Source organism: Streptomyces chromofuscus (assembly GCF_015160875.1).
GTDB classification, from domain to species: Bacteria; Actinomycetota; Actinomycetes; order Streptomycetales; family Streptomycetaceae; genus Streptomyces; species Streptomyces chromofuscus.
Window position 1 is genome coordinate 3,710,930 of sequence record NZ_CP063374.1, and the last position, 24,493, is coordinate 3,735,422.

Annotated in this window: 23 protein-coding genes and 1 tRNA gene; 12 read left to right on the top strand and 12 right to left on the bottom strand. The window is 71.9% G+C overall.

The features are described from left to right. Positions 1-11 precede the first annotated feature (11 nt). Positions 12-686: a pentapeptide repeat-containing protein gene (locus IPT68_RS16615; RefSeq protein WP_189700319.1), complete on the bottom strand. Its 675-nt coding sequence runs from the start codon at positions 684-686 to the stop codon at positions 12-14. Between the two features lie 167 nt (positions 687-853). Here IPT68_RS16615 and IPT68_RS16620 point away from each other — a divergent pair, with 167 nt between their 5' ends. From IPT68_RS16620 to IPT68_RS16630, 3 genes are all read left to right on the top strand, one after another. Continuing rightward, positions 854-2,023 carry an NAD(P)-binding protein gene (locus tag IPT68_RS16620; RefSeq protein WP_189700320.1) on the top strand — a complete coding sequence of 390 codons (1,170 nt, stop codon included), beginning with the start codon at positions 854-856 and terminating at the stop codon, positions 2,021-2,023. Positions 2,024-2,079: 56 nt separating this feature from the next. Next, complete coding sequence (locus tag IPT68_RS16625; protein WP_189700321.1) at positions 2,080-3,051, top strand: zinc-binding dehydrogenase; 972 nt, start codon at positions 2,080-2,082, stop codon at positions 3,049-3,051. Positions 3,052-3,230: 179 nt separating this feature from the next. Next, positions 3,231-4,733: an MFS transporter gene (locus tag IPT68_RS16630; RefSeq protein WP_189700322.1), complete on the top strand. Its 1,503-nt coding sequence runs from the start codon at positions 3,231-3,233 to the stop codon at positions 4,731-4,733. A gap of 139 nt (positions 4,734-4,872) precedes the next feature. On the opposite strand, the gene IPT68_RS16635 is transcribed toward IPT68_RS16630, so the two are convergent. Further along, positions 4,873-5,793 carry an aminoglycoside phosphotransferase family protein gene (locus IPT68_RS16635; protein ID WP_373300685.1) on the bottom strand — a complete coding sequence of 307 codons (921 nt, stop codon included), beginning with the start codon at positions 5,791-5,793 and terminating at the stop codon, positions 4,873-4,875. 115 nt (positions 5,794-5,908) lie between these two features. Between IPT68_RS16635 and IPT68_RS16640 the strand changes: the two genes are divergently transcribed. Beyond that, a complete protein-coding gene (locus IPT68_RS16640; protein ID WP_189700324.1) occupies positions 5,909-7,339 on the top strand; it encodes an NAD(P)/FAD-dependent oxidoreductase in 1,431 nt (476 codons plus the stop codon). A 175-nt stretch (positions 7,340-7,514) separates the two neighbouring features. Here IPT68_RS16640 and IPT68_RS16645 read toward each other — a convergent pair. Next, positions 7,515-7,588, bottom strand: a tRNA-Thr gene (locus IPT68_RS16645). A gap of 214 nt (positions 7,589-7,802) precedes the next feature. Between IPT68_RS16645 and IPT68_RS16650 the strand changes: the two genes are divergently transcribed. From IPT68_RS16650 to IPT68_RS16660, 3 genes are all read left to right on the top strand, one after another. Then, on the top strand, positions 7,803-8,891 hold the full coding sequence (locus tag IPT68_RS16650; protein ID WP_189700325.1) for an ABC transporter ATP-binding protein: 1,089 nt from the start codon (positions 7,803-7,805) through the stop codon (positions 8,889-8,891). A 240-nt stretch (positions 8,892-9,131) separates the two neighbouring features. Then, on the top strand, positions 9,132-9,587 hold the full coding sequence (locus tag IPT68_RS16655) for a hypothetical protein (RefSeq protein ID WP_189700326.1): 456 nt from the start codon (positions 9,132-9,134) through the stop codon (positions 9,585-9,587). A gap of 353 nt (positions 9,588-9,940) precedes the next feature. Next, positions 9,941-10,672 (top strand): nucleotidyltransferase family protein, encoded by a 732-nt coding sequence (locus tag IPT68_RS16660; protein ID WP_189700327.1) that lies wholly within the window; start codon positions 9,941-9,943, stop codon positions 10,670-10,672. Positions 10,673-10,762: 90 nt separating this feature from the next. Here the strand turns inward: IPT68_RS16660 and IPT68_RS16665 are convergent, their stop codons facing one another. The 6 genes from IPT68_RS16665 to IPT68_RS16690 all read right to left on the bottom strand — a co-directional run bounded on the left by IPT68_RS16665 (position 10,763) and on the right by IPT68_RS16690 (position 17,326). Further along, positions 10,763-12,616: a DoxX family membrane protein gene (locus tag IPT68_RS16665; protein ID WP_189700328.1), complete on the bottom strand. Its 1,854-nt coding sequence runs from the start codon at positions 12,614-12,616 to the stop codon at positions 10,763-10,765. Between the two features lie 147 nt (positions 12,617-12,763). Then, positions 12,764-13,705, bottom strand: coding sequence for a 23S rRNA (guanosine(2251)-2'-O)-methyltransferase RlmB (gene rlmB / locus IPT68_RS16670; RefSeq protein WP_189700329.1), 942 nt, complete (start codon positions 13,703-13,705; stop codon positions 12,764-12,766). Positions 13,706-13,790: 85 nt separating this feature from the next. Continuing rightward, positions 13,791-15,191: a cysteine--tRNA ligase gene (cysS, locus tag IPT68_RS16675; RefSeq protein ID WP_189700330.1), complete on the bottom strand. Its 1,401-nt coding sequence runs from the start codon at positions 15,189-15,191 to the stop codon at positions 13,791-13,793. 86 nt (positions 15,192-15,277) lie between these two features. Further along, positions 15,278-15,769 carry a 2-C-methyl-D-erythritol 2,4-cyclodiphosphate synthase gene (gene ispF / locus IPT68_RS16680; RefSeq protein ID WP_189700331.1) on the bottom strand — a complete coding sequence of 164 codons (492 nt, stop codon included), beginning with the start codon at positions 15,767-15,769 and terminating at the stop codon, positions 15,278-15,280. After that, positions 15,759-16,511 (bottom strand): 2-C-methyl-D-erythritol 4-phosphate cytidylyltransferase, encoded by a 753-nt coding sequence (gene ispD, locus IPT68_RS16685; protein ID WP_189700332.1) that lies wholly within the window; start codon positions 16,509-16,511, stop codon positions 15,759-15,761. The genes ispF and ispD overlap by 11 nt, the downstream gene beginning before the upstream one ends. Before the next feature lie 332 nt (positions 16,512-16,843). Beyond that, complete coding sequence (locus IPT68_RS16690) at positions 16,844-17,326, bottom strand: CarD family transcriptional regulator (protein WP_003953493.1); 483 nt, start codon at positions 17,324-17,326, stop codon at positions 16,844-16,846. A 583-nt stretch (positions 17,327-17,909) separates the two neighbouring features. Between IPT68_RS16690 and IPT68_RS16695 the strand changes: the two genes are divergently transcribed. Then, positions 17,910-18,611 (top strand): copper chaperone PCu(A)C, encoded by a 702-nt coding sequence (locus IPT68_RS16695; RefSeq protein WP_189700333.1) that lies wholly within the window; start codon positions 17,910-17,912, stop codon positions 18,609-18,611. A 92-nt stretch (positions 18,612-18,703) separates the two neighbouring features. On the opposite strand, the gene IPT68_RS16700 is transcribed toward IPT68_RS16695, so the two are convergent. Both IPT68_RS16700 and IPT68_RS16705 read right to left on the bottom strand, forming a co-directional pair. Next, positions 18,704-19,384 carry a response regulator transcription factor gene (locus IPT68_RS16700; RefSeq protein WP_043502011.1) on the bottom strand — a complete coding sequence of 227 codons (681 nt, stop codon included), beginning with the start codon at positions 19,382-19,384 and terminating at the stop codon, positions 18,704-18,706. Beyond that, on the bottom strand, positions 19,381-20,652 hold the full coding sequence (locus IPT68_RS16705) for a sensor histidine kinase (RefSeq protein ID WP_189700334.1): 1,272 nt from the start codon (positions 20,650-20,652) through the stop codon (positions 19,381-19,383). The genes IPT68_RS16700 and IPT68_RS16705 overlap by 4 nt, the downstream gene beginning before the upstream one ends. Positions 20,653-20,908: 256 nt before the next feature. Between IPT68_RS16705 and phoU the strand changes: the two genes are divergently transcribed. From phoU to IPT68_RS16720, 3 genes are all read left to right on the top strand, one after another. After that, the gene (phoU, locus tag IPT68_RS16710) at positions 20,909-21,592 is read left to right on the top strand and encodes a phosphate signaling complex protein PhoU (protein ID WP_189700335.1); all 684 of its coding nucleotides are present in this window, start codon (positions 20,909-20,911) and stop codon (positions 21,590-21,592) included. Positions 21,593-21,726: 134 nt separating this feature from the next. Beyond that, positions 21,727-21,894, top strand: a complete 168-nt coding sequence (locus IPT68_RS16715; RefSeq protein ID WP_189700336.1) for a hypothetical protein — start codon at positions 21,727-21,729, stop codon at positions 21,892-21,894. A 267-nt stretch (positions 21,895-22,161) separates the two neighbouring features. Continuing rightward, positions 22,162-22,410, top strand: coding sequence for an SCO4226 family nickel-binding protein (locus IPT68_RS16720; protein WP_189700337.1), 249 nt, complete (start codon positions 22,162-22,164; stop codon positions 22,408-22,410). A gap of 828 nt (positions 22,411-23,238) precedes the next feature. Here IPT68_RS16720 and IPT68_RS16725 read toward each other — a convergent pair. Next, on the bottom strand, positions 23,239-23,511 hold the full coding sequence (locus IPT68_RS16725; protein WP_189700338.1) for a hypothetical protein: 273 nt from the start codon (positions 23,509-23,511) through the stop codon (positions 23,239-23,241). Between the two features lie 215 nt (positions 23,512-23,726). Here IPT68_RS16725 and IPT68_RS16730 point away from each other — a divergent pair, with 215 nt between their 5' ends. Then, positions 23,727-24,392 (top strand): nitroreductase, encoded by a 666-nt coding sequence (locus tag IPT68_RS16730; RefSeq protein WP_189700339.1) that lies wholly within the window; start codon positions 23,727-23,729, stop codon positions 24,390-24,392. The last annotated feature ends 101 nt before the right edge of the window (positions 24,393-24,493 follow it).

Below are 24,493 nucleotides of genomic sequence, written 5' to 3' on the forward strand. Positions count from 1 at the left end.
CCGCGTCGCCCTCATCCCCCCTCCACCCTGATCCCCAGCGCCCCCGCCAGCACCGGCGCCAGCTCCACCAGCTGTCCCGCGCTGATCACCGCCCCCGACAGCCGGTCGACCCCCCGCGTGATCTCCAGCGGCACCGCCCCGCGCAGGTCCACGTCCGCGAGGGTCGCCGCGCTGAACTCCGCCCCCTTCAGCGCGCAGTCCACGAACTCGACGCGCTCCAGCGACGCTCCCCCGAAGTCCGGCTCCACCAGCACGCACCCCTCGAAGACCACGTCCCTCAACCGCGCCCCGCGAAGGTTCAGGTAGTCGAGCTTGCCGCCCCGGACCAGGACGCGTTCCAGCACGGCACCGTGCAGTTGCGCACCGCCGAGGCGGGCGTCGTGCACCTCGACGTCGCGCAGGGTGGCCTCGGCCAGATTCGTGCCGACGCCGCGCGGGGCGGCCAGGACCGAGTCCAAAAAGCGCGCCCGGTGCAGTCGCGTCTCGTCCAGCGCGCAACCCCGCAACGCGCAGTCCATGAAGCGGGCGCCTCCGCCGTCCTGCCCGGCGAGCTCCGCGTCCCGGAACTCCAGCCCGTCGTAGTCCCCGTCCGGCTCCAGCCCACCCCCTCCGTACGCCTCCAGCTCCGGCAGTCGCACCTCCGGCCGCCGTGCCGCCCGCACGCCGCCCGCCGCTCGCTTCGCCATGCCCACCATGCTGCACCTCACCACTGACAATCGCGCTGACCTGCTAAGACGCCCGCATCTCAGGGTCTGGGGCCACACACACGCCCCCGATGTCACATCCAGGACCCTTCGCGGAGTCGTACTCCCGGAACCGGAAAGGCGAACCCGAGCCAAGGGAGATCGACTCCATGCCCCACCTCACCGTCGTCGGCGGCGGCTTCGCCGGCCTCGCCGCAGCCATCAGCGCCGCCGAAGCGGGCGCCAAGGTCACCGTCCACGAAGCCCACCACACCCTCGGCGGCCGGGCCCGCACCGCCGAGGCCCCCTACCGGACGAACGAAGGGCCGCACGCCCTGTACAACGGCGGCCCGCACTGGGCCTGGCTCGCCCGGCGCGACCTGATCGGCCCCCTCGCCCCCGTCCCGCCCCTGGAGGCCGCCCGGCTGCGGCTGCGCCACCACGGCGCCCTGCGCCGCACCCCGCCGTTCGCCATGCTGAGGCTGCTGCGCCACGCCGCCCGGCGCGCCCCCGTCGACACCGACTTCCTGACCTGGGCCACCGGCCAGGTGGGCGAGGAGGGCGCACGGGCCGCCGCGCACTTCTGTGCCGTCGCCCTCTTCCACCACGACCCCGGCGCCCTGTCCGCCGCGTTCGTGCAGGAGCGGCTGCGCCGGTCCACCAAGCTGCCGCCGGAGGCGCACTACCCGCGCGGCGGCTGGGCGAGCGTCATCGACCGGATGGCCGGCCGCGCCTGGAACCTGGGCGTGCGCATCGAGACCCTGTCGCGCGTCGACACCCTCCCCACCGACACGCCCGTCATCGTCGCCACCTCCCTCGACGCCGCCCGCCGCCTCCTCGGCGACAACTCGCTGACCTGGCCGAGCGGCCGTACCACCCTCATCGACCTGGCCGTACGCACCCGGCGCGGCGATCCCTTCGTCGTCTCCGACCTGGACGCGCCCGGCTGGCTCGAACGCTTCACCGCGCAGGACCGCACCCTCGCCCCCGCCGGCGAGCAACTCGTCCAGGGCCAGGTCCCGATCGCCCCGCACGAGTCCCGGGCCGACGGCATCGCCCGCGCCGAGCAGCTGCTCGATCTCGCGTTCGCGGGCTGGCGCGACCGCGTCACCTGGCGGCGCGAGGCGACCGCGCGCGGCCGTACCGGCGCCGTGGACCTGCCCGGAACGACCTGGCGCGACCGGCCCGCCGTGGACCGCGGCGACGGCGTGTACCTGGCCGGGGACCAGGTCGCCGCGCCCGGTGTCCTGTCGGAGGTGTCGTTCAACAGCGCGCTGGCCGCCGTGTCGCTGGCGCTCGGACAGCGCGGCCCGCACACACTTGACCTCAAGCACGCTTGAGGTTGAACAGTGCGGGAGACAGACAGCCGACCGCCCGTCACGGGGGGGGAACCCTCATGCGCGCCATCCGCCTCCACGCCTTCGGCCCCGCCGAGAACCTCACCCACGAGGAGGTCGACGACCCGGTACCGGCCCCCGGCCAGGTCCGCATCGCCGTCGCCGCCGCCGGCGTCCACCTGCTCGACACGGCCATCCGCGCCGGCCACCCGGGCCCCGGCCCCGCGCCCACCCTGCCCACCGTCCCCGGCCGCGAGGTCGCCGGAGTCGTCGAGTCGCTCGGCGAGGGCACGGACGCGGCCTGGCTCGGCAGACGCGTCGTCGCCCACCTCGGCTTCGTCCCCGGCGGCTACGCCGAACTCGCCGTGGCCGACGCCGCCCGCCTGCACGAGATCCCGGCGGGCCTCGACTTCGCCGAGGCCGTCGCGATGATCGGCACGGGGCGCACGGCGATGGGGATCGTGCAGTTCGCCGAGCCGGGGCCGGGCGACGTGGTCCTCGTCCCGGCCGCGGCCGGCGGCATCGGCACCCTCCTCGTGCAGTACGCGAAGAACGCGGGCGCCACCGTCATCGGCCTGGCCGGCGGCCCGGAGAAGACGCAGCGGGTCGCCGCGAACGGCGCCGACCTCGCCGTGGACTACCGGGACCCGGCCTGGCCGGAGCGGGTCCGCGCCCACGACGGCAAGGTCACGATCGTCTACGACGGCGTCGGCGGCGACGCTGCCCGTACGGCCGTCGGTCTGCTCGCCCCCGGCGGCCGGCACGTCGTCTTCGGCTGGTCCGCCGAGGGCATCCGGGGCGGCGAACCGCTGGTCGTCGAGGGCGTCACCGTCCAGGTGCTCGGCCCGGTCATGATGGAGAAGGCCGGCGGCCCGAACCCGGTCCGCACCCTGGAGCTGCGGTCCCTCGCCGAGGCCGCGGCGGGCCGGCTGGTCCCCGCCGTCCACCGCTTCCCGCTCGGCGAGGCCGCGGCGGCGCACCGAGCGCTGGAGCACCGCGGCACGATCGGCAAGGTCGTCCTGGAGCCCTGACCGCTCCGGTCCTCGACAACCCCGGCCTCAAGGACGCGCCGGGCCCCTGGAGAACCGTGGGGACCGGCCGCGGACACCCGGCCGTACGCACCCGGCCGCGCACACCCGACCGTAAAGACCTGACCGGGTGGGGCGTGGCATCCCGGGCAGTACGCCCCCATTCATGGTCTTCTGTCCGGATGACCGCCCCTAGAACTGGTGACCCCGGAGCTTCTGCGGACGCCGACCCCCACCGCTGGTGGGGGCTGGTGGTGATCGCCCTCGCCCAGCTCATGGTCATCCTCGACTCGACGATCGTGAACATCGCGCTGCCGTCCGCCCAGAGCGAGCTGGGCATGTCGGACAGCAACCGCCAATGGGTGATCACCGCGTACACCCTCGCCTTCGGCGGTCTGCTGCTGCTCGGCGGCCGCATCGCCGACCTGATCGGCCGCCGACGCACCTTCGCCATCGGACTGGTCGGCTTCGCCGCCGCCTCCGCGCTGGGCGGCGCCGCCACCGGCCCGGGGATGCTGTTCGGCGCCCGGGCGCTGCAGGGCGCCTTCGCCGCGGTGCTCGCCCCCTCCGCGCTGAGCCTGCTCGCCACGACGTTCACCGACCCGAGGGAGCGCGGCAAGGCCTTCGGCATCTTCGGCGCCCTGGCCGGCAGCGGCTCCGCCCTGGGCTTCATCGTCGGCGGGCTGCTCACCGAGTACCTCGACTGGCGCTGGTGCCTGTACGTCAACACCCCCATCGCGATCGTCGCGCTGACCGGCGCCTTCTTTGTCCTGCGCGACCGGCCCGCCCGCACGGGCGCCCGTCTCGACGTACCCGGCGTGCTGCTCGGCTGCTCAGGTCTCGCCGCGCTCGTCTACGGGTTCAGCGAGGCCGAGTCCCGCGGCTGGGCCGACCTGTTCGTCCTCGGTCTGCTCGCGGCGGGTGTGGCGCTGCTGGCGGCCTTCGTATGGTGGCAGGCCAGGGCGCCCATGCCGCTGCTCCCGCTGCACATCGTCAAGGACCGCGACCGCGCCGGCTGCTTCCTGACGATGATGCTGGCCATCATGGGCATGTTCGGCCTGTTCCTCTTCCTGACCTACTACTTCCAGGTCGTCCTCGGATACTCGCCGGCCCGCAGCGGCCTCGCCTTCGTCCCCCTCACGGCCGCGACCGTCATCGGCTCCACCCAGATCGCGGGCCGTCTGCTGCAGCACGTGCCGCCCCGCGCCCTGATGGCTCCCGGCATGCTCCTGGGCGCGTGCGGCATGGCGGTGCTCACCCGGCTCACCGTGGACTCCACGTACGTCGGCGACATCCTGCCCGGCCTGCTCCTCGCGGGCCTCGGCATGGGCCTGACGTACATGCCGGTGTTCGCCACGGTGACGGCCGGTGTCGCCCGGCAGGACTCGGGCGTGACCTCGGCGACCCTCAACACCTCGCAGCAGGTGGGCGGCTCCATCGGTACGGCGCTGCTGAACACCGTCGCCAACACCAGCACGGCCGCCTACCTCACCGCCCATCTCACCGACTCCGCCGGGACCGCGGAGGTGGCCCGCGAGGCCGTCGTCCACGGCTACACGGTCGCCCTGTGGTGCGCGTCCGGCCTCATGCTGCTGGCCGGCGTGGTCACGACCCTGCTGGTCACGGCGAGAGCCCCGAAACACGCGGCACCGGCGAAGGCCGCGGTCGCGGAGTCGGTCGGCTAGTGCCGCGGCAGGCAACGTGCGCCCGGCACGGAGCGGCGTCCGGTGCGTGCTCTGGGGGTCCCCCCGGCCGGAGGCCGGGCCGGTGCGGCGAGAGGGCGTGCCGGGCGCCGCGACGGGGTGAACGTTGCCTGTCGCGGCCCTAGCCGCGCAGCCGCCCCGCGATCTCCAGGTGCCGGTCGGCCACCGGCCGGCCGTCCTCGATGTCCCACAGGCAGTTCTGCAGCAGCCGGCCCAGAGTCCAGGCACGCGCACGTGCCCGGTCCAGGCCCAGGACGTCGGTCATCGCGTCGAAGCGCCATCGGACCTCGCCGACGTCGAAGCGGTTGTCGAGCGCGGGCCACAGCTCGAAGCCGGGGTCGCCGGCGAGCGGCTTGGGGTCGATGGCGAGCCAGGGGGCGCGGTCGGAGGCGAGGACGTTCTCGTCGTGCAGGTCCCAGTGGAGCAGCCGGTCGCCGGGCTCGTCGACGACCTCCCGTACGGCGGCCGCGCAGTCCGCCACCAGACGGCGGACCGCCCCGTCCGGGACCCGCCGCATCGCCCACGGCGTCCGCTCCAGCATCGCCCGCGCGATGTCGCCGAGCCGGCGCAAGCCCTCGGGCGCCGGTCCGGAGGTGAGGTGGGCCGGCAGCCCTGCGATGACCAGCACGGCCTCCCGGGTGTCGGGGAGGTGCGACAGCATGCGGGCGGGGTCGAGGCGTTCGAGGAGCATGGCGCCGGTGTCCGGGTCGTGGTCCAGCAGCCGTACCGCGCCGTCGCCGTCCCACACCCGCAGGGCGACCGGCTCGCCCTCGCTCTCGTCGTCGGGGAGCTGCAGCTTCAGCACCGCGCGCGTGCCGTCCGCCCGGACGACCGGCAGGACCAGCGCGCACACGCCGTACATCGACGGCCCGTCGGTCCGCAGCTCCCAGCGCTCCAGGAAGCCGGCCGCCAGCCGCGGCAGTCCGGCGACGAAGGCGCGGCCCACCTCGCCGTTGTACCTCTCCTGGGACGCCGCGAGTTCCTTCGGGACATCGATCACACTAGGGACCTTACGGACGTGCCCGGTCCCCCTCGACCCCATTTCCCACCGAACCGCTCCCCTCCCCCTTTCCGCCCTTTTCCGGTGCCGGAGCACGCGTGGAAACGACGAAATCCGAAGGAGACAGCCCTCATTGGCCACGGGTAACGTCCCGGCCATGAGCAGCTCGGCAAGCAGCGCCGTGAACGGCGGTGTCTCCTTCTGGTACGCCCAGGAAGGGTTCCCCGCCCCCAGGGAGCCCCTCTCCGGTGACGCCTCCGTGGACGTCGCGATCGTCGGCGGCGGCTACACGGGACTGTGGACGGCGTACTACCTGAAGAAGGCCGCGCCCTTCCTCCGGATCACCGTCCTGGAGCAGAGGTTCTGCGGCTACGGCGCCTCCGGCCGCAACGGCGGCTGGCTGTACAACGGCATCGCGGGCCGCGACCGGTACGCGCGTGTGCACGGCCACGAGGCCGCCGTACGCCTCCAGCGGGCCATGAACGACACCGTCGACGAGGTCGTCGGGGCCGCCGCGGACGAGGGCATCGAGGCCGACGTGCACAAGGGCGGCGTCCTGGAGGTCGCCCGCACACCCGCCCAGCTGGCGCGGCTGAAGGCCTTCCACGAGCGCGAGCTGTCGTATAGCGAGAAGGACCGCGAACTGTACGGCGCCCGCGAGACCGCCGAGCGGATCCGGGTGGCCGGCGCGGTCGGCTCCTCCTGGACGCCGCACGGGGCCCGGATCCACCCGGTGAAGCTGGTGACCGGCCTCGCGCGGGCCGTGGAGGCCCTCGGCGTGACCATCCACGAGTCGACTCCGGTGACGGAGATCCGGCCCCGGCACGCCGTCACCCCGTACGGCACGGTCCGCGCGCCCTACGTCCTGCGCTGCACCGAGGGGTTCACGGCGTCGCTGAAGGGCCAGAAGCGCACCTGGCTGCCCATGAACTCCTCGATGATCGCGACCGTGCCCCTCACCGAGGCGCAGTGGGCGTCGGTGGGCTGGGAGGGTCGCGAGACGCTCGGCGACATGGCGCACGCCTACACGTACGCCCAGCGCACCGCCGACGGCCGTATCGCGCTCGGCGGCCGGGGGGTGCCGTACCGCTTCGGCTCCCGCACCGACAATGACGGCCGCACCCAGGAGACGACGATCGTGGCGCTGCGGGAGATCCTGGAGCGATTCTTCCCACCCCTGACCGGCATCGGCATCGATCACGCCTGGTCGGGCGTCCTCGGCGTCCCCCGCGACTGGTGCGCCACGGTCACCCTGGACCGCGCCACGGGCCTCGGCTGGGCGGGCGGCTACGTCGGCTCCGGCGTCGCCACCGCCAACCTGGCCGCCCGCACCCTGCGCGACCTCGTCCAGCTCGACTCCGGCCAGGGCAACCGCACCGACCTGACGGACCTGCCCTGGGTCGACCACAAGGTCCGCAAGTGGGAACCGGAACCGCTGCGCTGGCTGGGCGTCCACGGCATGTACGCCACCTACCGCACGGCCGACCACCGCGAACACACCACACACAGCCCGGACTCGTCCCGACTGGCCCACCTGGCGAACCGGCTGACGGGCCGCCACCAGCCACACGAGCCGAGAGGCACGTGACGCCCGGCACGCACGTGAAGTCGGACACACGGCGCAAGATCATCAGTCACATGGATCGACCGTTCAGGGGCGTGACGCGTATCGCTCGCCAATGACCGCCGCGGTTGATGTCACCCCCGCATGCCGAACGCCCCGGACCGATCACCGGCCGGGGCGTTTGCGCTGTTCAGCGGGGAGCCCCCTGTCGGATTCGAACCGACGACCTTCGCTTTACAAGAGCGGCGCTCTGACCAGCTGAGCTAAGGAGGCCTGCACGCGCGTGACTGCGTGCCCGTGCAGTGTACCCAGCTCCCACCCCCACCCTGTCGAAAGTTTCCGCGAACTTCACAGGGGTCGGAGTACTGACAGAACAGGTGAACGCGGGGTACCGTCCTCACGCAGTTCACGCGTGTGGACTAAACCACCGCCTTCCTACAACGGATCGTCCGGCACGTTCCTGCCGGTAGAAGGGGGCCCATTCACCATGGCCACTGTCTCGTTCGACAAGGCGACCCGGATCTACCCGGGTTCCGACAAGCCCGCCGTCGACGCACTCGACATCGAGATCGAGGACGGGGAGTTCCTCGTTCTGGTCGGCCCGTCCGGCTGCGGCAAGTCCACCTCCCTGCGGATGCTGGCCGGCCTGGAGGACGTGAACGCCGGCGCCATCCGCATCGGCGACCGCGATGTGACGCACCTGCCGCCGAAGGACCGGGACATCGCCATGGTGTTCCAGAACTACGCGCTCTACCCGCACATGACCGTCGCCGACAACATGGGCTTCGCGCTCAAGATCGCCGGCGTCAACAAGGCGGAGATCCGGCAGAAGGTCGAGGAGGCCGCGAAGATCCTCGACCTCACCGAGTACCTGGACCGCAAGCCGAAGGCGCTCTCCGGCGGTCAGCGCCAGCGTGTCGCCATGGGCCGCGCCATCGTCCGCGAGCCGCAGGTCTTCCTCATGGACGAGCCGCTGTCCAACCTGGACGCCAAGCTCCGCGTCTCCACCCGTACGCAGATCGCCTCGCTGCAGCGCCGCCTCGGCATCACCACGGTCTACGTCACCCACGACCAGGTCGAGGCCATGACCATGGGCGACCGGGTGGCCGTGCTGAAGGACGGTCTGCTCCAGCAGATCGACACCCCGCGCAACATGTACGACCGTCCGGCCAACCTCTTCGTCGCCGGCTTCATCGGCTCCCCCGCGATGAACCTCGTCGAGGTGCCGATCGCCGACGGCGGCGTGAAGTTCGGCAACAGCGTCGTGCCGGTCGACCGGGACGCGCTGTCCGCCACCACCGACAAGACGGTCACCGTCGGCGTCCGCCCCGAGCACTTCGACGTGGCCGGCGGGGAGTCGGAGCAGGGCCTCGCGATCACCGTGAACGTCGTCGAGGAGCTGGGCGCCGACGCTTACGTCTACGGCACCGCCAAGCTCGGCGACACCTCCAAAGACCTGGTGGTCCGCGTCAACGGCCGTGACGTGCCGGAGAAGGGCAGCACGCTGCGCGTCGTCCCGCGCTCCGGCGAGACCCACGTCTTCTCGACCTCGACGGGCGAGCGCCTCTCGGACTGAGAGCCGTCCGGCCTCCCCGTCCGGCCGACGAAACACCCAACCCGGGTAATTCACCCAGGTTGACGAAAAGGGCTCCGCGGCATGGCCGCGGGGCCCCTTTTGCTGTCGACAAATACCCCGGCACACTGGGCCATTTCGAGCAATGTGCGTCAACCCGGCACCCGGAAGAATCCCCTGCTTCGTCACCCGAACCGGTGACCAAATGTCGCCAAATCATTACCGGGCGCTACCCTCACTCGCGTGAAGCACTCCACCACCTCTCAGACGCGACGCGGCCAGGGCCCCGCCCGCCGGATCGGCCGCTCACTCGCCCTCGTTCTGCCCGTCGTCCTGGTGCTCTCCGGGACTCTCGCGGTCACGCGGGTCAACTGGTCCGGAAACCCCGAGAGCTCGGTGCTCACCGCGGCGGACGTCTCGGTCTCCGGCCCGGGCGCCCGCACCGCGCCCCGTGCCCCGCACGAGGTGCTCCGCGACCAACTGCTGACCGAGCTCCAGGAGACCGACCCGGGCACCGCCCTCACCCACCTCCAGCAGGCGGTGGACGAGCGTCCGGCCCTGGCCCGCCACTGCGCCTCCATCGCCCGATCGCTCGGCCGCGCCGCCGTCCGCATCTACGGCCCGACCCGCGCCCAGTCCTACTCCCGCCCCGTCTGCGACACGTCGTTCGCCTCAGGAGTCCTGGCGGCCCACGGCTGAGGCACCACCCACGCGCAGCCCCGCCGAGGCCGAAGGCCAGGGCGGGGCCACGCACCTCCCCACAGCACTGCTCCCCGGGCTCGGCGATGAAACTGGCGAGAAAGCCGAGGCGCAGGAGTCCGGCAAGGAGCGCCGCTGCCCACTGGCTGTGGGCACCCCGCCGCGAATCATCAGAAGAACCCACGAACGGGTGATCCGCCGGTGGCCGGCGCGCTCAGATCACCACCGTAGACGGCCTACGGCACGTTTCCGGCGCAGTTCGGCCGCCCGCCCGCAAGCCCCGCCGCAAAGCCCCGCCACGAACCCCACCCGGCCCCACCAGCACCGCCCCACGCCCACGTAAAGTGCCGGGCATGACCGATCCGAACGCCGCCTCCCGCCCCGTCCAGGCCGTCATCCTGGCCGGAGGCCAGGGCTCGCGGCTGCGCCCCTACACCGACGACCGTCCCAAGCCGATGGTCGAGATCCCCGGCACGGGCACGCCGATCATCGGCCACCAGCTCACCTGGCTCGCCGAGGAGGGCGTCACCGACGTCGTGGTCAGCTGCGGCCACCTCGCCGAGGTCCTGCAGGAGTGGCTGGACTCCGCCGACCTGCCAGTCCGCGTCACCACCGTCGTCGAGAAGGAACCCCTCGGCCGGGGCGGCGGCCTCAAGCACGCCGCCGCGCGCCTCCCCCACCCGAACCGCTCCTGGTACGCCACCAACGGCGACATCTGGACCCGCTTCTCGCTGCGCGACATGGCCGACTTCCACACCGAACGCGACGCCATAGCGACCCTCGCCCTGGCCCGCCCCCGCATCCCCTGGGGCGCCGTGCAGACGGACGGCTTCGGTCACATCACGGACTTCATCGAGGCCCCGCCGACGACGTACGAGGTCAATGCGGGCGTCTACGTCTTCTCCCCCGAGTTCGCCGCGCTGCTCCCCGAGCGCGGCGACCACGAGCGCACCACGTTCCCGCACCTGGCCCGCGAGCACCGCCTGGCCGGCTTCCCGATCCCCCAGGGCGCGTACTGGCGTGCCATCGACACCGCGAAGGACCTCACCGAGGCCGCGAAGGAGCTGGCCGCGCTGGGCCGTTGACGGGCACCCTCCACAACGAGCGCGCACCGGTACGACGACGGGGTCCCGCGCCTCATCGCGCGGGACCCCGTCCTCGTGACCGTTCGAGCGCTAGCCCAGCAGACCCCCCACGAGCCCCGGCTGCCCGGCCGACGACTCCCCGTCGCCGGACCCGGTACCGCCCGTGGACCCCGTACCGCCCGTCGAGCTGCTGCCTGCGCCGCCCCCGGACGTGGGACCGGCACTGGTGCTCGGGACCTCCTCCGCCGGCGCCGACTGCTGCGGCGGCGCCTGCCCCGCCGTCCCCTGCGTCTGGCTCGGCGAGCCGCCGGTGACCGTGCCGCTGTCCTGGGTCGCACCCGGCGTCGTCGCCGCGCCCGCGGTGGGCGCGGCCGAGGTCGCGCCCTGCGTGGGCGAGGTGGCCGCGGCCGACGGCGTGGTGCTCTGCCGCCGCTCACCGGCCTTGGACGGCAGCGGCGAGCCGGGCAGTTCGTTGCGCGGCGCTTCGCCGGGACCGGGGACGACCACCCGGTCCGAGTCCCGCACGGCACCGCCGAGCAGCGACCCGACGAGCAGCGTGAGCCCGGTGACGATCGCGGTGACGAGGGCGCCCCGGCGCAGCACGTACCGCCGCAGCTCCCAGATGTCGGCGCGCGGGCCGAGCCGCCGCCAGGCAAGTCCGGCCAGCCGCCCGTCGACGGAGTAGACGGGCGCCCCCGCGATGATCAGCGGCGACCAGGCGGCGAGGTAGATGATGTCGGGGGCGTCGTAGGCGGGGACGCTCTTCCAGCTGACGGTGACGAGCAGCGCGGCGGAGAGCAGCGCGCCGCCCACCGCGGCGACCCGCTGCCAGCAGCCCAGGACCGTGAGCACGCCCACGACGACCTGCGCGAAGGCGATCAGCAGGCCGGACCCGACCGGATGCTGCAGCGCGAACTGGCGGAGCGGCTCGGCGACTTCCCAGGGGTGCAGGGTGTTGAGCCACTTGACCATGGACCCGCGGTCGCCGCCGTCGAAGAAGACGGGGTCGCAGAGCTTGCCCATGCCGGCGTAGATGGAGATGGCGCCGAGGAAGACGCGCAGCGGGAGCAGGACGACGCCCAGGTTCATCCGGCGGCCGGGGTAGTAGGCGTGCCGCGCGGGGTCCTCGCCGTGCCGCCGGGAGCGGGCCCCGGCGCGCTCGCCGCCCGGGTCGGCCGCCTCGACGTCGTCGATGTCGTCGATGTCGTCGATGTCGTCATCGTCGTCGTAACCGCCGTCGAACCGCTCCCTGGCGTAGGCGGGTTCGTCGTACGCGCCCTCGACGCTCCGCATGGCCGGCAGCAGCCGGGTACCGGCGCCGTCGTGGGGGGTGCGCTGGGCGCCGACGAGCGGGGTCTCGACGGTCTGGTCGAGGTCGCCGTAGTCGCCGTAGTCGTTGTATTCGCTGTAGTCGCTGTAGTCGTCGTAGCCGTCACGCCCGCCATAGCCTTCACGGCCGCCGTAGCCTTCACGCCCGCGATAGCCTTCACGCCCGCCGTAGCCGTCGCGGCCGCCGTAGCCGGCGGCGACGTCGACGCGCGGGATGACCTGGGTGGCTCCGGTGTCGGCGGACGGTTCCTCCGGATGGCGGACTCCCGCACTGCGCACGGCCTGGAGCAGGCGGTGGGCGCCGGTGTCGTCGGGGGCGGACCGGCCGCTCCACACGACCGGGCGGCGGCGGGGTTCGCCGGGCTGGGCCGCTCTGCCCGCCGTACCGACGACCGGCACGCGGGCGGTGTCCTCGGTGGCGCTCAAGTGCCGTGCGACCCGCGGCGACTGGGCGCGGCGCGACGAGGCGCCCAACTGCACGCGGAAGCTGGCGTGATTGACGATGATCTGCGCCGGGTCGCTCGGCACCTTCACCATGCTCAGCGCGGGAGCGTCGTCGAATCCCGACGAGCGGTCCCCCGTGGGTGTGCGGGGTGTTCTGGTGTCCACACTCATCTAACCGAGTGACGTCTGTTTAGGACACTGCTTTGACCCGCCGGATCTGTCCGGACCGCGTCAAGCTCGCCCGGACCGCCCGAAATACCCCTCGCGGGTGACTACGGGGAATACCTGTTCAGGCTCGCCGGCGCTCCCCGCGCACCGTCACGCCCGTCGCCGCGCCGCCTCGTACAGCACGATCCCCGCCGCCACACCGGCGTTGAGCGACTCCGCCCCGCCCGGCATCGGAATCCGCACCCGGAAGTCACAGGTCTCCCCGACCAGCCGGGACAGCCCCTTGCCCTCGCTGCCGACCACGACGACGACCGGCCCCTCGAGGGCCTCCAGTTCCCCGAGTTCGACCTCGCCGTCGGCGGCGAGCCCGACCACGACGATCCCGGCCTTCTTGTAGGCCTCCAACGCGCGCGTCAGGTTGGTGGCGCGCGCGACCGGCGTACGGGCGGCCGTACCGGCGGACGTCTTCCACGCGCCGGCGGTCATCCCGGCCGCGCGCCGCTCCGGGACGACGACACCGTGGCCGCCGAACGCGGAGACGGACCGGACGACGGCACCCAGGTTGCGCGGGTCGGTCACGCCGTCCAGGGCGACGATCAGCGGGTCCTCGCCCTCGTCGGCGGCGGCGTCGGCGAGGTCCTCGGGGTGGGCGTACTCGTAGGGCGGCACCTGGAGCACCAGCCCCTGGTGGTTGAGCCCGTTCGTCATGCGGTCGAGTTCGGGGCGCGGCGCCTCCATGAGGTTGATGCCGCCGCGCTCGGCGGCGAGCTGGAGCGCCTCGCGGACCCGCTCGTCGCTGTCGATGAACTGCTGGACGTACAGCGTCGACGCGGGCACGCCCTCGCGTAGCGCCTCGACGACCGGGTTGCGCCCGACGACCAGCTCGGACGTCCCCTTGCCCCCGGCGCGCCGCTGCTGCGGACGCCCCTGCGCGCGCCGCGACTTCGCGGCGGCGGCACGCTGCTTGGCGTGGCCCTTGCGCATCTCGGCGGGGGGCGTCGGCCCCTTGCCCTCGAGGGACCGGCGCCGCTTGCCGCCGCTGCCGACCTGCGCGCCCTTCTTGCCGGACATGCGGCGGTTGTTCGCGGCCATGATCTACCTGTCTGTGGTGAGTACGTACGTCTATGAAGTGTGCCGTCCAGGAAGGCGAGCGGCACAGTGATCGAGCCGGTGGCCCTCAGCGCGGGCCGAGGCTCCAGCGCGGCCCGTGCGGGCTGTCCTCGATGACGAGCCCGGACTGCTTGAGCTGGTCGCGGATGGCGTCCGCGGTGGCCCAGTCCTTCCGCGCGCGGGCCGCCTCCCGCTGGTCCAGGACGAGGCGTACGAGGCTGTCGACCACCCCGTGCAGATCCTCGCTGCGCTCGTCTTCACCGGCCCAGTGCTGATCCAGCGGGTCCAGTCCGAGGACGCCGAGCATGGCCCGCACCTCGGCGAGGCGGGCGACCGCGCTCTCCTTGTCGTCGGCGGCCAGGGCGCTGTTGCCCTGCCGGACGGTGTTGTGCACGACCGCCAACGCCTGCGGCACGCCCAGGTCGTCGTCCATCGCCTCGGCGAACGCGGGCGGCACCTCGGGGGCGGGCTCGACCGGACCGCCGGCCAGCTCCACCACGCGCTGCACGAACCCCTCGATCCGCGCGAACGCGGACTCGGCCTCGCGCAGGGCCTCCACGCTGTACTCGATGGTCGAGCGGTAGTGCGGCGTGCCCAGGTAGTAGCGCAGGACGATCGGCCGCCACTGCTTGACCATCTCCGACACCAGCACCGAGTTGCCCAGCGACTTGGACATCTTCTCGCCGCTCATGGTGACCCAGGCGTTGTGCAGCCAGTACCGGGCGAAGTCGTCGCCGTAAGCCTTGGCCTGGGCGATCTCGTTCTCGTGGTGGGGGAAGACCAGGTCCAGGCCGCCGCCGTGGATGTCGAAGGCACTGCCCAGGTACTTGTGGGCCATGGCCGAGCACTCCAGGTGCCAGCCGGGACGCCCGCGGCCCCACGGGGTCTCCCAGTCGGGCTCGCCGGGCTTGGTGGCCTTCCACATGGCGAAGTCGCGCGGGTCGCGCTTGCCGGTGATGCCCTCCTCGGGCGGCTGGCGCAGGTCCTCGAGGTCCTGCCGGGACAGCTCCAGGTAGGCGGGCCAGGACCGCACGTCGAAGTAGACGCTGCCGTCGGCCTCGTAGGCGTGCCCGCGCTCGATGAGGCCGCGCATCATCTCGACCATCTCGGTGATGTGGCCGGTCGCACGCGGCTCGTACGTGGGCGGCAGGCAGCCGAGGGCGCGGTAACCGTCGTTGAACGCGCGCTCGTTCTCGTACCCGATGGACCACCAGGGGCGGTCCTGCTCGCCCGCCTTGCCGATGATCTTGTCGTCGATGTCCGTGACGTTCCGCACGAACGTCACGTCGTAGCCGCGGTACTCGAACCAGCGGCGCAGGATGTCGAAGTTCAGGCCGGACCGGATGTGCCCGATGTGCGGGGCCGCCTGCACGGTGGCACCACACAGGTAGATCGAGACACAACCCGGCTTGAGCGGGGAGAAGTCACGAGTCTGCCGGGCGCTGGTGTCGTACAGGCGAATAGTCACCACTCCAGGGTAGTGGGCCGCGAGCGATGCCTCGTGCCCCTTGTGGACAAGGTGCGCCTCTTCGTGACGTCCCGGCCGGGACGCGGTCAGCCGACCCGCACCACCAGCGCCGTGGCGACCGCCATCAGGCCTTCCTCGCGTCCGGGGAAGCCGAGCCCGTCCGTGGTCGCGCCGGAGACGGAGACCGGGGCCCCGGCGGCCTCGGACAGGACCTTCTGGGCCTCGTCACGGCGCTTGCCGATCTTCGGGCGCGGCCCGACGACCTGTACGGCGACGTTGCCGATACGGAATCCCGCCTCGCGCACGATGCGGGCGGCCTCGGTCAGCAGCGCCACGCCCGACGCGCCGGACCACTCCGGCCGCCCGGTGCCGAAGTGCTGTCCCAGGTCACCGAGCCCGGCGGCGGAGAACAGCGCGTTGCACGCGGCGTGCGCCACGACGTCCGCGTCGGAGTGCCCGGCCAGCCCGGGCCCCTCGCCCTCCCACTTCAGGCCGGCGCACCACAGCTCGCGGCCCTCCTCGAAGGCGTGGATGTCGGTGCCGATGCCGACCTGCGGAAGCGACGTCTCAGAAGCCATCGTTGAGCCTCCTGCGGGCCAGGACCGCCTCGGCGAGCACCAGGTCCAGGGGGCGGGTGACCTTGAAGGCCTCCTCGTGCCCGGGCACGACGACGACCCGTTCGCCCAGCTGTTCGACCATGCTGGCGTCGTCGGTGACGTTGTCGGTGACGGTCTCGTGCGCGCGCAGCAGGGTCGCGCGGTCGAAACCCTGCGGGGTCTGCACGGCGCGCAGCCGCGCCCGCTCCGGCGTGGCGAGCACGGGCTCCGGCTCGCCCGGCACCCGAGCGGGCTCGACCTCCTTGACGGTGTCCGCGAGCGGCAGCGCCGGCACCACGGCGGGCGCGCCGTCGCGGACGGCCTCGATCACCGCGTCCACGGTCTCGACGGGAACGAGCGGGCGGGCGGCGTCGTGCACCAGCACGATGTCGTAGCCGGGCGGCAGCGCGCCCAGGCCGAGCCTGACCGACTCCTGCCGCGACTCGCCCCCGGGGACGACCAGGAAGTCGGTGCGCTCGGGCAGGGAGTGCGCGTCGAGCAGCGACTTGACCTCGGCGGCTCCGTCGGGCGGGGCGACGACGACCACGAGCGAGACGGCACGGGACGCGGCCAGCGCGCGCACGGCGTGGATCAGCATGGGCGTGCCGTTCAGCGCGCGGAGCGCCTTGGGGGCGCCGGGACCGAGGCGTACGCCCCGGCCGGCGGCCGGGATGACCGCGGCGGTACGGACTCCTGCGGGCGAAGGGCGCGAAACGTCAGACATCGGTTCCTGTCAGGTTTGTGTGCTCGGCCTACGTGGGTATGGCCTCAGCGTGCAAGCGAGCGGGCGCGCACCGCTTCGACCGGACCCTTCCGTGACCCTGGTCGAGCCGGCCGCCCGGGCACGGCACGCACAGTACCGGGGGGAGTTCTCCGGGGCGTACGGCGGACGTAAGGGCGGCCACCCCAGGGACGCGGGGATGGCTGGAACACGACCCTCGGTTCGGGTAGGAAAACGCGGTTCGGGTACGAACATGCCGCAGCGCCCGGCGACTGGGATGTGTCATCGGGCACCGCGGCATTTCGATGTGCTGAGCGGAGCGGGCCTGCCTGTTGTCAGGAGGCGAGCACCTCGTCGAGCAGAGCCTCGGCCTTGTCCTCGTTCGTGTTCTCCGCGAGGGCGAGCTCGCTCACCAGGATCTGGCGGGCCTTGGCGAGCATGCGCTTCTCACCGGCGGAGAGTCCACGCTCGCGCTCACGACGCCACAGGTCACGCACGACTTCCGCGACCTTGATGACATCGCCCGAGGCGAGCTTCTCCAGGTTTGCCTTGTAACGACGCGACCAGTTCGTGGGCTCCTCGGCGTACGGCGCGCGCAGCACCTCGAAGACCCGGTCCAGCCCGTCCTGACCGACCACATCACGCACGCCGACGAACTCCGCATTGTCCGCTGGCACACGCACCGTCAGGTCACCCTGGGCGACCTTCAGCACCAAGTAGGTCTTGTCCACGCCTTTGATCTGGCGAGTTTCGATGGCCTCGATCAGCGCGGCCCCGTGATGGGGATAGACCACGGTGTCGCCAACCTTGAACGTCATGTGACAGGTACCCCTTCCGTGGCTATCCAGGGTAACACGGAAACGGCGGGTTCTGAATGGCGTTTTCGCAGGTCAGGGCATATCTCGGGGCTTGACAACAGCAACAGGAGCGTGCTTCAGCCAACCGTCGGGACGAGGTATTCGCAGGTCGGAGCGGCTCTCCGGGCCGAGTGAAACGTGCACGTTACGCACATCCGGCGACCCCGCCAAGCGGACGAACGTCCCCAAATGTCCGGTTCCAAACGCTCGACTTCCGCTACTCCGTTCGGCGCCCGGCGGCCGGTACGAGACGTTTCCGGAATTGATCACGACACTCCGGGCCGGCCCCGCGGTGATCAATTCCCGGGTCGGCCGCGCATTCCTTCACGCACATTTCGCGAAGGCTTATGTGAATGCCCTACGAGCGCCCGACACGCCCGAACAGGGAAGTCTCCGTACCCCCCTGGTGGGGGAAGCCGGACCGCCCCGGAGGAGGGTCGGGTGCGGGCGTCCGGGAACGGCTCGGTAACCTGAGGTCGCTGACAGCCACTTAGGGCGGCTTTACCACGACAGCTGCCCCTGCGTTCAAGGAGTTGCCGCCGCCGTGAGCAGCAGCCTTCGACGCGGCGCCCTCGCCGCCACCGCCATCGCGTTCTCGATCGCCTCGCTCGCCGCCTGCGGCGCCGGCAACAACGCACAGACGCTGGAGATCAAGCCGGACAACGCGGCCACCAGCGTCGGTGACATTGAGATCCAGAACGCGGTGGTCATCACCCAGGCCGACCCGGAGGCGTCCGGCCCGGCCGTGGTCTCCGCCACCGTCTTCAACTCCGGCGACCGCGCGCAGAAGCTCGAGTCGATCAGCCTCGACGGCGCCGAGAAGGTCGAGCTCACTCCCGCGTCCGGCCAGGGCGAGCTGAGCATCCCGGCCGGCGGCTCCGTCATCATCGGCGGCAAGGGCAACGCGTCGGCGGTCCTGCAGAACGCGGAGTCCCTCACCGACGGCGACGCCCACAAGGTCACCTTCTCGTTCAGCGACACCGGCGACGTGACCATGCAGGCGTTCATCGTGCCGGCCGAGGGCTACTACGCACCGTGGGGCCCGAGCGGCTCCCCGGCGGCCGACGCCTCCCCCTCCCCGACCGCGACGGAGACCGGTGAGGCCGGTGAAACCGGTGAGGCCGGCGGCGAGGGCGCGGCCGCCGACCCGGAGGGCACCGAGAGCGGGGCGGCCTCCGGCACGCCGACCGACCCGGCGTCCGCGTCGGCCACCGAGTCCGAGGCGGGCGACACCGCCGGTCACTGAACGGCGTACCCAGGCGGCTCACCGACCGTCGTACACAGAAGGGCGGGACCTCACCAGGAGGTCCCGCCCTTCCATGCTTGCCCGCGATCGGTTTACGGCTCGAACTTGTAGCCGAGGCCGCGCACCGTGACCAGGTAGCGCGGCGCGCCCGGGTCCGGCTCGATCTTGGCGCGCAGGCGCTTGACGTGGACGTCCAGGGTCTTGGTGTCACCGACGTAGTCGGCGCCCCAGACGCGGTCGATCAGCTGCATGCGGGTGAGGACGCGGCCGGCGTTGCGCAGCAGCATCTCCAGGAGGTCGAACTCCTTCAGCGGGAGATCGACCTTGGAGCCGCCGACGGTGACCACGTGGCGGTCGACGTCCATGCGGACCGGGCCGGCCTCCAGGGCCGCCGGGGCCACCTCCTCCGGCTCGCCGCGGCGGCGCAGGACGGCCCGGATGCGGGCGACCAGCTCGCGCGAGGAGAACGGCTTGGTGACGTAGTCGTCGGCTCCTATTTCCAGCCCGACAACCTTGTCGATCTCACTGTCCTTGGCGGTCACCATGATGACGGGGACGTTGGAGCGGCCGCGCAGCTGGCGGCAGACCTCGGTGCCCGGCAGGCCGGGCAGCATCAGGTCGAGGAGGACGAGGTCGGCGCCGTTGCGCTCGAACTCGTCGAGTCCGTCGGGCCCGGTGGTCGCGACGGCGACCTCGAAGCCCTCCTTGCGGAGCATGTACGACAGGGCGTCGGAGAAGGACTCCTCGTCCTCGACGACGAGCACACGGGTCACGGAAGGACCTCCGGGGCGGGAAGCGATTCGTACGGGGGTGTTGCGCGGGACGAGTCGGCGGACTGCCCGGCCTCGGCCTCGTCGTCGAGGGCGGGGTGCTGGTGCGCCCGGTCGCGGGCCGGACCCGCCTCCGGCAGCCTCAGCGTGAAGGTGGAGCCCTGTCCCTCGGAGCTCCACACCGTGACCTCCCCGCCGTGCGAGGCGGCCACGTGCTTGACGATGGCGAGCCCGAGGCCCGTGCCTCCGGTGGCACGGGAGCGGGCGGGGTCGACGCGGTAGAAGCGCTCGAAGATGCGCTCCTTGTCCTTGTCGGAGATGCCGATGCCCTGGTCGGTCACGGCCACCTCGATGATGTCCCCGCCGGAACCGCTGACCCGGCGGGCGGCGATGCCGACGCGGGTGCGGGCGGGCGAGTAGTTGACGGCGTTCTCCACCAGGTTGCCGAGGGCCGCGGCCAGCTGGCTGCGATTACCCCAGACGTGCAGGTCGGCGGTGCCGCCGGCGGCCATGGTGATCTGCTTGGCGCCCGCCTGGTGCCGGCAGCGGTCGATGGCCTCGGCGACCAGTTCGTCGACCCGGACCGGCTCGGCGTCCTCCAGCGGGTCGTCGTTCTGCACCCGGGACAGGTCGATGAGCTCCTGCACCAGATTGGTCAGCCGGGTCGCCTCGATCTGCATCCGCCCGGCGAAGCGCTGCACCGCCTCCGGGTCGTCCGAGGCGTCCATGACGGCCTCGGAGAGGAGGGAGAGCGCGCCGACAGGGGTCTTGAGCTCGTGGCTGACGTTGGCGACGAAGTCGCGTCGTACCGCCTCTATGCGGCGGGCCTCGGTGAGGTCCTCGACCAGCAGCAGCACCAGCCGGGAGCCGAGCGGCGCGACCCGGGCGGAGACCGCGAGGGCCTCGCCGCGGCCGCTGCCCCGGCGGGGCAGGTCCAGCTCGACCTGGCGTATCTCGCCGTCGCGCCGAGTGTCGCGGGCCATCTGGAGCATGGGGTCGACCGCGAGCCTGCCGCCGCGCACCAGTCCCAGGGCGTAGGCGGCGGAGCTGGCCTTGACGACGGCGTCGGCCTCGTCGAGGACGACCGCCGAGGAGCGCAGCACGGACAGCACCGTGTCGACGCCCGGCGGCAGCACGGGGTCGGTGTGGAGGGAGGTCCGGGTGGGTCGCTTCAGGTCGCGTTCGCTCCAGCGGAACGCCAGCATGGCGATGACGCCGGTGAGCACACCGGCGATCGCTGCCGCTGCGGCGACCGCCGCGTTCACGTCCATGCGTCCAGGTTAGGCATGCGCTCCCCCTTGCCCACAGCCGTCCGAGTGCGACCTCGAACACTCGTCGCCCAGAGTTCACCTTGGAGCCAGTGGCGATTCATTCGGGGTGGCCGAAACGGACGCGTAGGGCCCGGAACGTGGGAGCGTGGGGTTCGTGAAGCCCGGTTCGACGGGGTCCGGGCGGACGCGCGCGGCGCTCCGGGCTGCCCCGATGAACCACCTGAATCCCCGAAGACATCGCACGAGAGGGAACCTGATGCGGGACGCGTACCACGAGGAACTTGACTCGATCGGCGACGGCCTGGTCGAGATGGCCCGGCTGGTCGGGTCGGCGATCGGACGCGCCACGACGGCCATGCTCGACGCCGACCTGAAACTGGCCGAAAGTGTCATCGAGGGTGACAAGAAGGTCGACGACCTTCAGCACGACCTGGAGGCCCGGGCGATAGCCCTGCTGGCCCGTCAGCAGCCGGTGGCGACGGACCTGCGCATCGTGGTCACCTCGCTGCGGATGAGCGCCGACCTGGAGCGTTCCGGCGACCTCGCCCAGCACGTCGCCAAGCTGACCCGCCTGCGCTTCCCCGAGCGCGCGGTCCCGCACGACCTGCACGCGACGATCCTGGAGATGGGCCAGCTCGCGCAGCGCCTGATGGCGAAGGCGGCCGAGGTCATCGTGACCAAGGACGTCGACCTGGCGCTGCAGCTGGAGCAGGACGACGACGAGATGGACCTGCTGCACCGCACCCTCTTCCAGCACCTGATGGACGACCGCTGGAAGCACGGCATCGAGACGGCCGTCGACGTGACGCTGCTCGGCCGCTACTACGAGCGGTTCGCGGACCACGCGGTGGCGGTGGCCAAGCGCGTGGTGTTCCTGGTGACCGGCGAGCACGCCGATGAGCTCCAGACGGACGTCGTACCGGGGGTCGAGGGGGCCTGAGCAGGGCTCCCGGGGTCTTGCGAGGGGGCCTGCGCGGTCCCTGGGGGGCGCGTTTTCCGCCTCCGTGCGCCGTTGATGCGCCCGGAGAACGGGGCATGGAATGGGCACAGGCACAGTGCCTTGAGGAGGGACCCATGGCCGAATCCCCCAGCACGCCCGGTACGACCACGTCCGACCCCGCGCAGGAACGTCCCACCGAGCAGCCCGCCGACATCAGGAGCCTGACGCTGATCGGCGCGTGCGGCTGCGGTTCGGGGTGCACGTGCGGGTGCCAGCAGGGAAATCCCTGCCAGTGCGGCTGAGCCGTACGTCCGCCCCGCATCCGCCACGACGGTGAAGGGCCCCCGGCACGGTTGCCGGGGGCCCTTCGCGTTGCCGGGGTGGGTGTCGGGGTGCTTCGTGTCGCTGAGGTGGGTGCCGGTTGCTTCGGGTCGCCGGCGCGGTGCAGGGGCCCTTCCCGTTGCCAGGGAGGAGGGCGGGGGCTCCACGCGTCGCCGGGAGGGAGGTTCGGGGCGCAGCATGGAGGAGGGGGTGACCGGCCCGGCAGCACGGGAAGGAGGTGCGAGGCCATGACCCAGTTCATGGACGTCCACCGGGGCATGCGGGGCATCACCGAGGAGCAGCTACGCGAGGCCCACCAGGCCGATCTCGCCATAGAGAAGGAAGAGCGCGTGCACTTCAAGCAGGCCTGGGCGGACCCGGAGTCCGGCATCGTCTACTGCCTGTCCGAGGCGCCTTCGGCGGAGGCCGTCCAGCGCATCCACGAGCGCGCGGGGCACAAGGCGGACGAGGTCCATCCGGTGCCGCTGACCGTCTGACACCGACCCGGAGGGAAAGCTCCCTGCCGGGGCGACGCCTGCGGGCAGGGGGCTTTTCGACGCCCGTGGCCCGACGAAGGTCCTGGCGAGGCGGACCCTCGCCACGATCCTCGACGGCGTGCCCCAGGAGCAGGCCGAGGCAGCGGTCGCGGACGTACGCGCGGCGTGCGCACGGACCGAGGCGAGAAGGCCGTCGGCGACACACGAAGAAGCCGCTTCCTGACGGACGAGCCGCGCAGGCAAGGAGCGTTCCCTTCTCCAGCTCACCGGGCAGCCCGGCAGGCGGCGTCCCCCGGCCGCTGCGGCTCTCCGGTGCGCCCGCATCGCGGTGCGCAGAGCTTCGAGTTCGGTTCGGGGAAACGGCCGGCCCCACTGGGACTCGGAGGACTCCTCGCCCTGCTCGTGAGCGATCCGGTCGAAGGCCCGGACGGCGGACCGCGCGAGTGCGGTGACGGTGTGGCGGCCGGACCAGAGAACCGCCCCTGAGCCGTCCGGTGCCTGGGCGTCGTCGGCCAGGCCCCAGGCGGGCATGGACCGCAGATCCGTCCCGGTGGAACAACCACCGGCACACCCGTGGTTCTCCCTCGAACTCCGCGCGCGTGTCCTGGCCCCCGAGAATCAGCCGGGCAACGGCCTGGAGGAACTGCTCGGGCGCGTTCGTGAGGTAGGAGGCGACGGCCTCCGCCTCGCCGTGCTCATCGGCCACCCTGACGAAGGCCCAACCGTGATGGTGCGGCGTCCATGTGATCGTCGGAGAGGACATTTCCCCTCCCCCGGGGCGATTCCACGACTCATGGCGCGGTGGTCACCGGAATCGGGATCATGACGTCAGTCAGACGTCTTGCAGACGACCGCTGTGGCGACGAAATCGGGCTCCGCGTCGGCGGAGGCGATCGCGTCGGGCTCCGCGTCGGCGGAGGCGATCGCGTCGGGCTCCGCGTCGGCGGAGGCGATCGCGTCGGGCTCCGCGTCGGCCAACGGTGTCGGCGCCGAGCACTCCGGCGAAGAACTCGATGACGACGGCTTCGGCAGGGGACCCGACGTCGGCTCGATCCCCTCGTTGATCGACTCCGTGAACGACCAGCTGACGACGACCAGCACGAGCCAACCCCCGATCAGCCACCCTTTCGTACGCCCCCTCATCACGCCCCGCCCCGCCCGAAGTGCCACGGCATGCGGCCAGTCCGCCGGCCGAAGGACCCCCTTTGACGGGCCGGGCCGCTGCATCAACGACTGGACTGATCGTCAGGACGCCGGCCTGTGTCGGCCGCTGAATACGGTGTCAGGGGCCGGTTGAGGTGAGAGGACACGAAGACGTGGACGTGTATGAGGCCGTGGACAGTCGCCGGGCTGTGCGGGCGTTCAGTGATGAGCCCGTACTCAAGGAGAAACTCGAACGAGTGCTGACCGCAGCGACGCGGGCTCCGTCGAGTGGGAACCTCCAGCCGTGGCGTGTGTACGTCGTGACCGGCGAGCCCTTGGCCGAACTGAAAAGACGCGCGACGGCCAGGGCACTGGCGGGAGACCTGGGTGATGAACGGGAGTATCCGATGTACCCGGCGGAACTGGCCTCGCCGTATCTGGACCGCTTCTCCGCCGCGGCCACCCAGCGGTACGAAGCGCTGGGAATCGAGCGCGACGACCCTGATAGGCCCAAGAAGATCGCCGTCTTGAACTCGGAGGCATTCGGGGCGCCGGTCGTCCTCTTCTGCTACCTCGACCGGACGATGGGGCCCGGGCAATGGGGGGACGCGGGGATGTATTTGCAGACGGTGATGCTGTTGTTGAGGGCGGAAGGGCTGCACAGTTGCCCCCAGGTGATGTGGACCATGTACCGCAAGACTGTCAGCCAGACAGTCGGAGCCGCTGACGGGCTCGTGCTCTTCTGCGGCGTCTCGGTGGGATACGAGAAGGAAGGCGTGCCACGGCTGCGTACCGGGCGGGCGGACATGACGGAGACGGTGAGCTTCATCGGAGTGTGACCGCTGAGCGGTCAAGATCCGCTGGACACTGCCCGAGCCACCACTCACCCCGGCTCCCATCCCGGCGTCGAGGTGGCGCGCCGCTGTACGAACGACCTTGA

Bases quoted from the DNA above. Each gene is read 5' to 3' on its own strand.
- IPT68_RS16615 (WP_189700319.1), bottom strand. From the start codon at position 686: ATGGCGAAGCGAGCGGCGGGCGGCGTGCGGGCGGCACGGCGGCCGGAG.
- IPT68_RS16620 (WP_189700320.1), top strand. From the start codon at position 854: ATGCCCCACCTCACCGTCGTCGGCGGCGGCTTCGCCGGCCTCGCCGCA.
- IPT68_RS16625 (WP_189700321.1), top strand. From the start codon at position 2,080: ATGCGCGCCATCCGCCTCCACGCCTTCGGCCCCGCCGAGAACCTCACC.
- IPT68_RS16630 (WP_189700322.1), top strand. From the start codon at position 3,231: ATGACCGCCCCTAGAACTGGTGACCCCGGAGCTTCTGCGGACGCCGAC.
- IPT68_RS16635 (WP_373300685.1), bottom strand. From the start codon at position 5,793: ATGGGGTCGAGGGGGACCGGGCACGTCCGTAAGGTCCCTAGTGTGATC.
- IPT68_RS16640 (WP_189700324.1), top strand. From the start codon at position 5,909: ATGAGCAGCTCGGCAAGCAGCGCCGTGAACGGCGGTGTCTCCTTCTGG.
- IPT68_RS16650 (WP_189700325.1), top strand. From the start codon at position 7,803: ATGGCCACTGTCTCGTTCGACAAGGCGACCCGGATCTACCCGGGTTCC.
- IPT68_RS16660 (WP_189700327.1), top strand. From the start codon at position 9,941: ATGACCGATCCGAACGCCGCCTCCCGCCCCGTCCAGGCCGTCATCCTG.
- IPT68_RS16665 (WP_189700328.1), bottom strand. From the start codon at position 12,616: ATGAGTGTGGACACCAGAACACCCCGCACACCCACGGGGGACCGCTCG.
- rlmB (WP_189700329.1), bottom strand. From the start codon at position 13,705: ATGGCCGCGAACAACCGCCGCATGTCCGGCAAGAAGGGCGCGCAGGTC.
- ispF (WP_189700331.1), bottom strand. From the start codon at position 15,769: ATGGCTTCTGAGACGTCGCTTCCGCAGGTCGGCATCGGCACCGACATC.
- ispD (WP_189700332.1), bottom strand. From the start codon at position 16,511: ATGTCTGACGTTTCGCGCCCTTCGCCCGCAGGAGTCCGTACCGCCGCG.
- IPT68_RS16690 (WP_003953493.1), bottom strand. From the start codon at position 17,326: ATGACGTTCAAGGTTGGCGACACCGTGGTCTATCCCCATCACGGGGCC.
- IPT68_RS16705 (WP_189700334.1), bottom strand. From the start codon at position 20,652: ATGGACGTGAACGCGGCGGTCGCCGCAGCGGCAGCGATCGCCGGTGTG.
- phoU (WP_189700335.1), top strand. From the start codon at position 20,909: ATGCGGGACGCGTACCACGAGGAACTTGACTCGATCGGCGACGGCCTG.
- IPT68_RS16715 (WP_189700336.1), top strand. From the start codon at position 21,727: ATGGCCGAATCCCCCAGCACGCCCGGTACGACCACGTCCGACCCCGCG.
- IPT68_RS16720 (WP_189700337.1), top strand. From the start codon at position 22,162: ATGACCCAGTTCATGGACGTCCACCGGGGCATGCGGGGCATCACCGAG.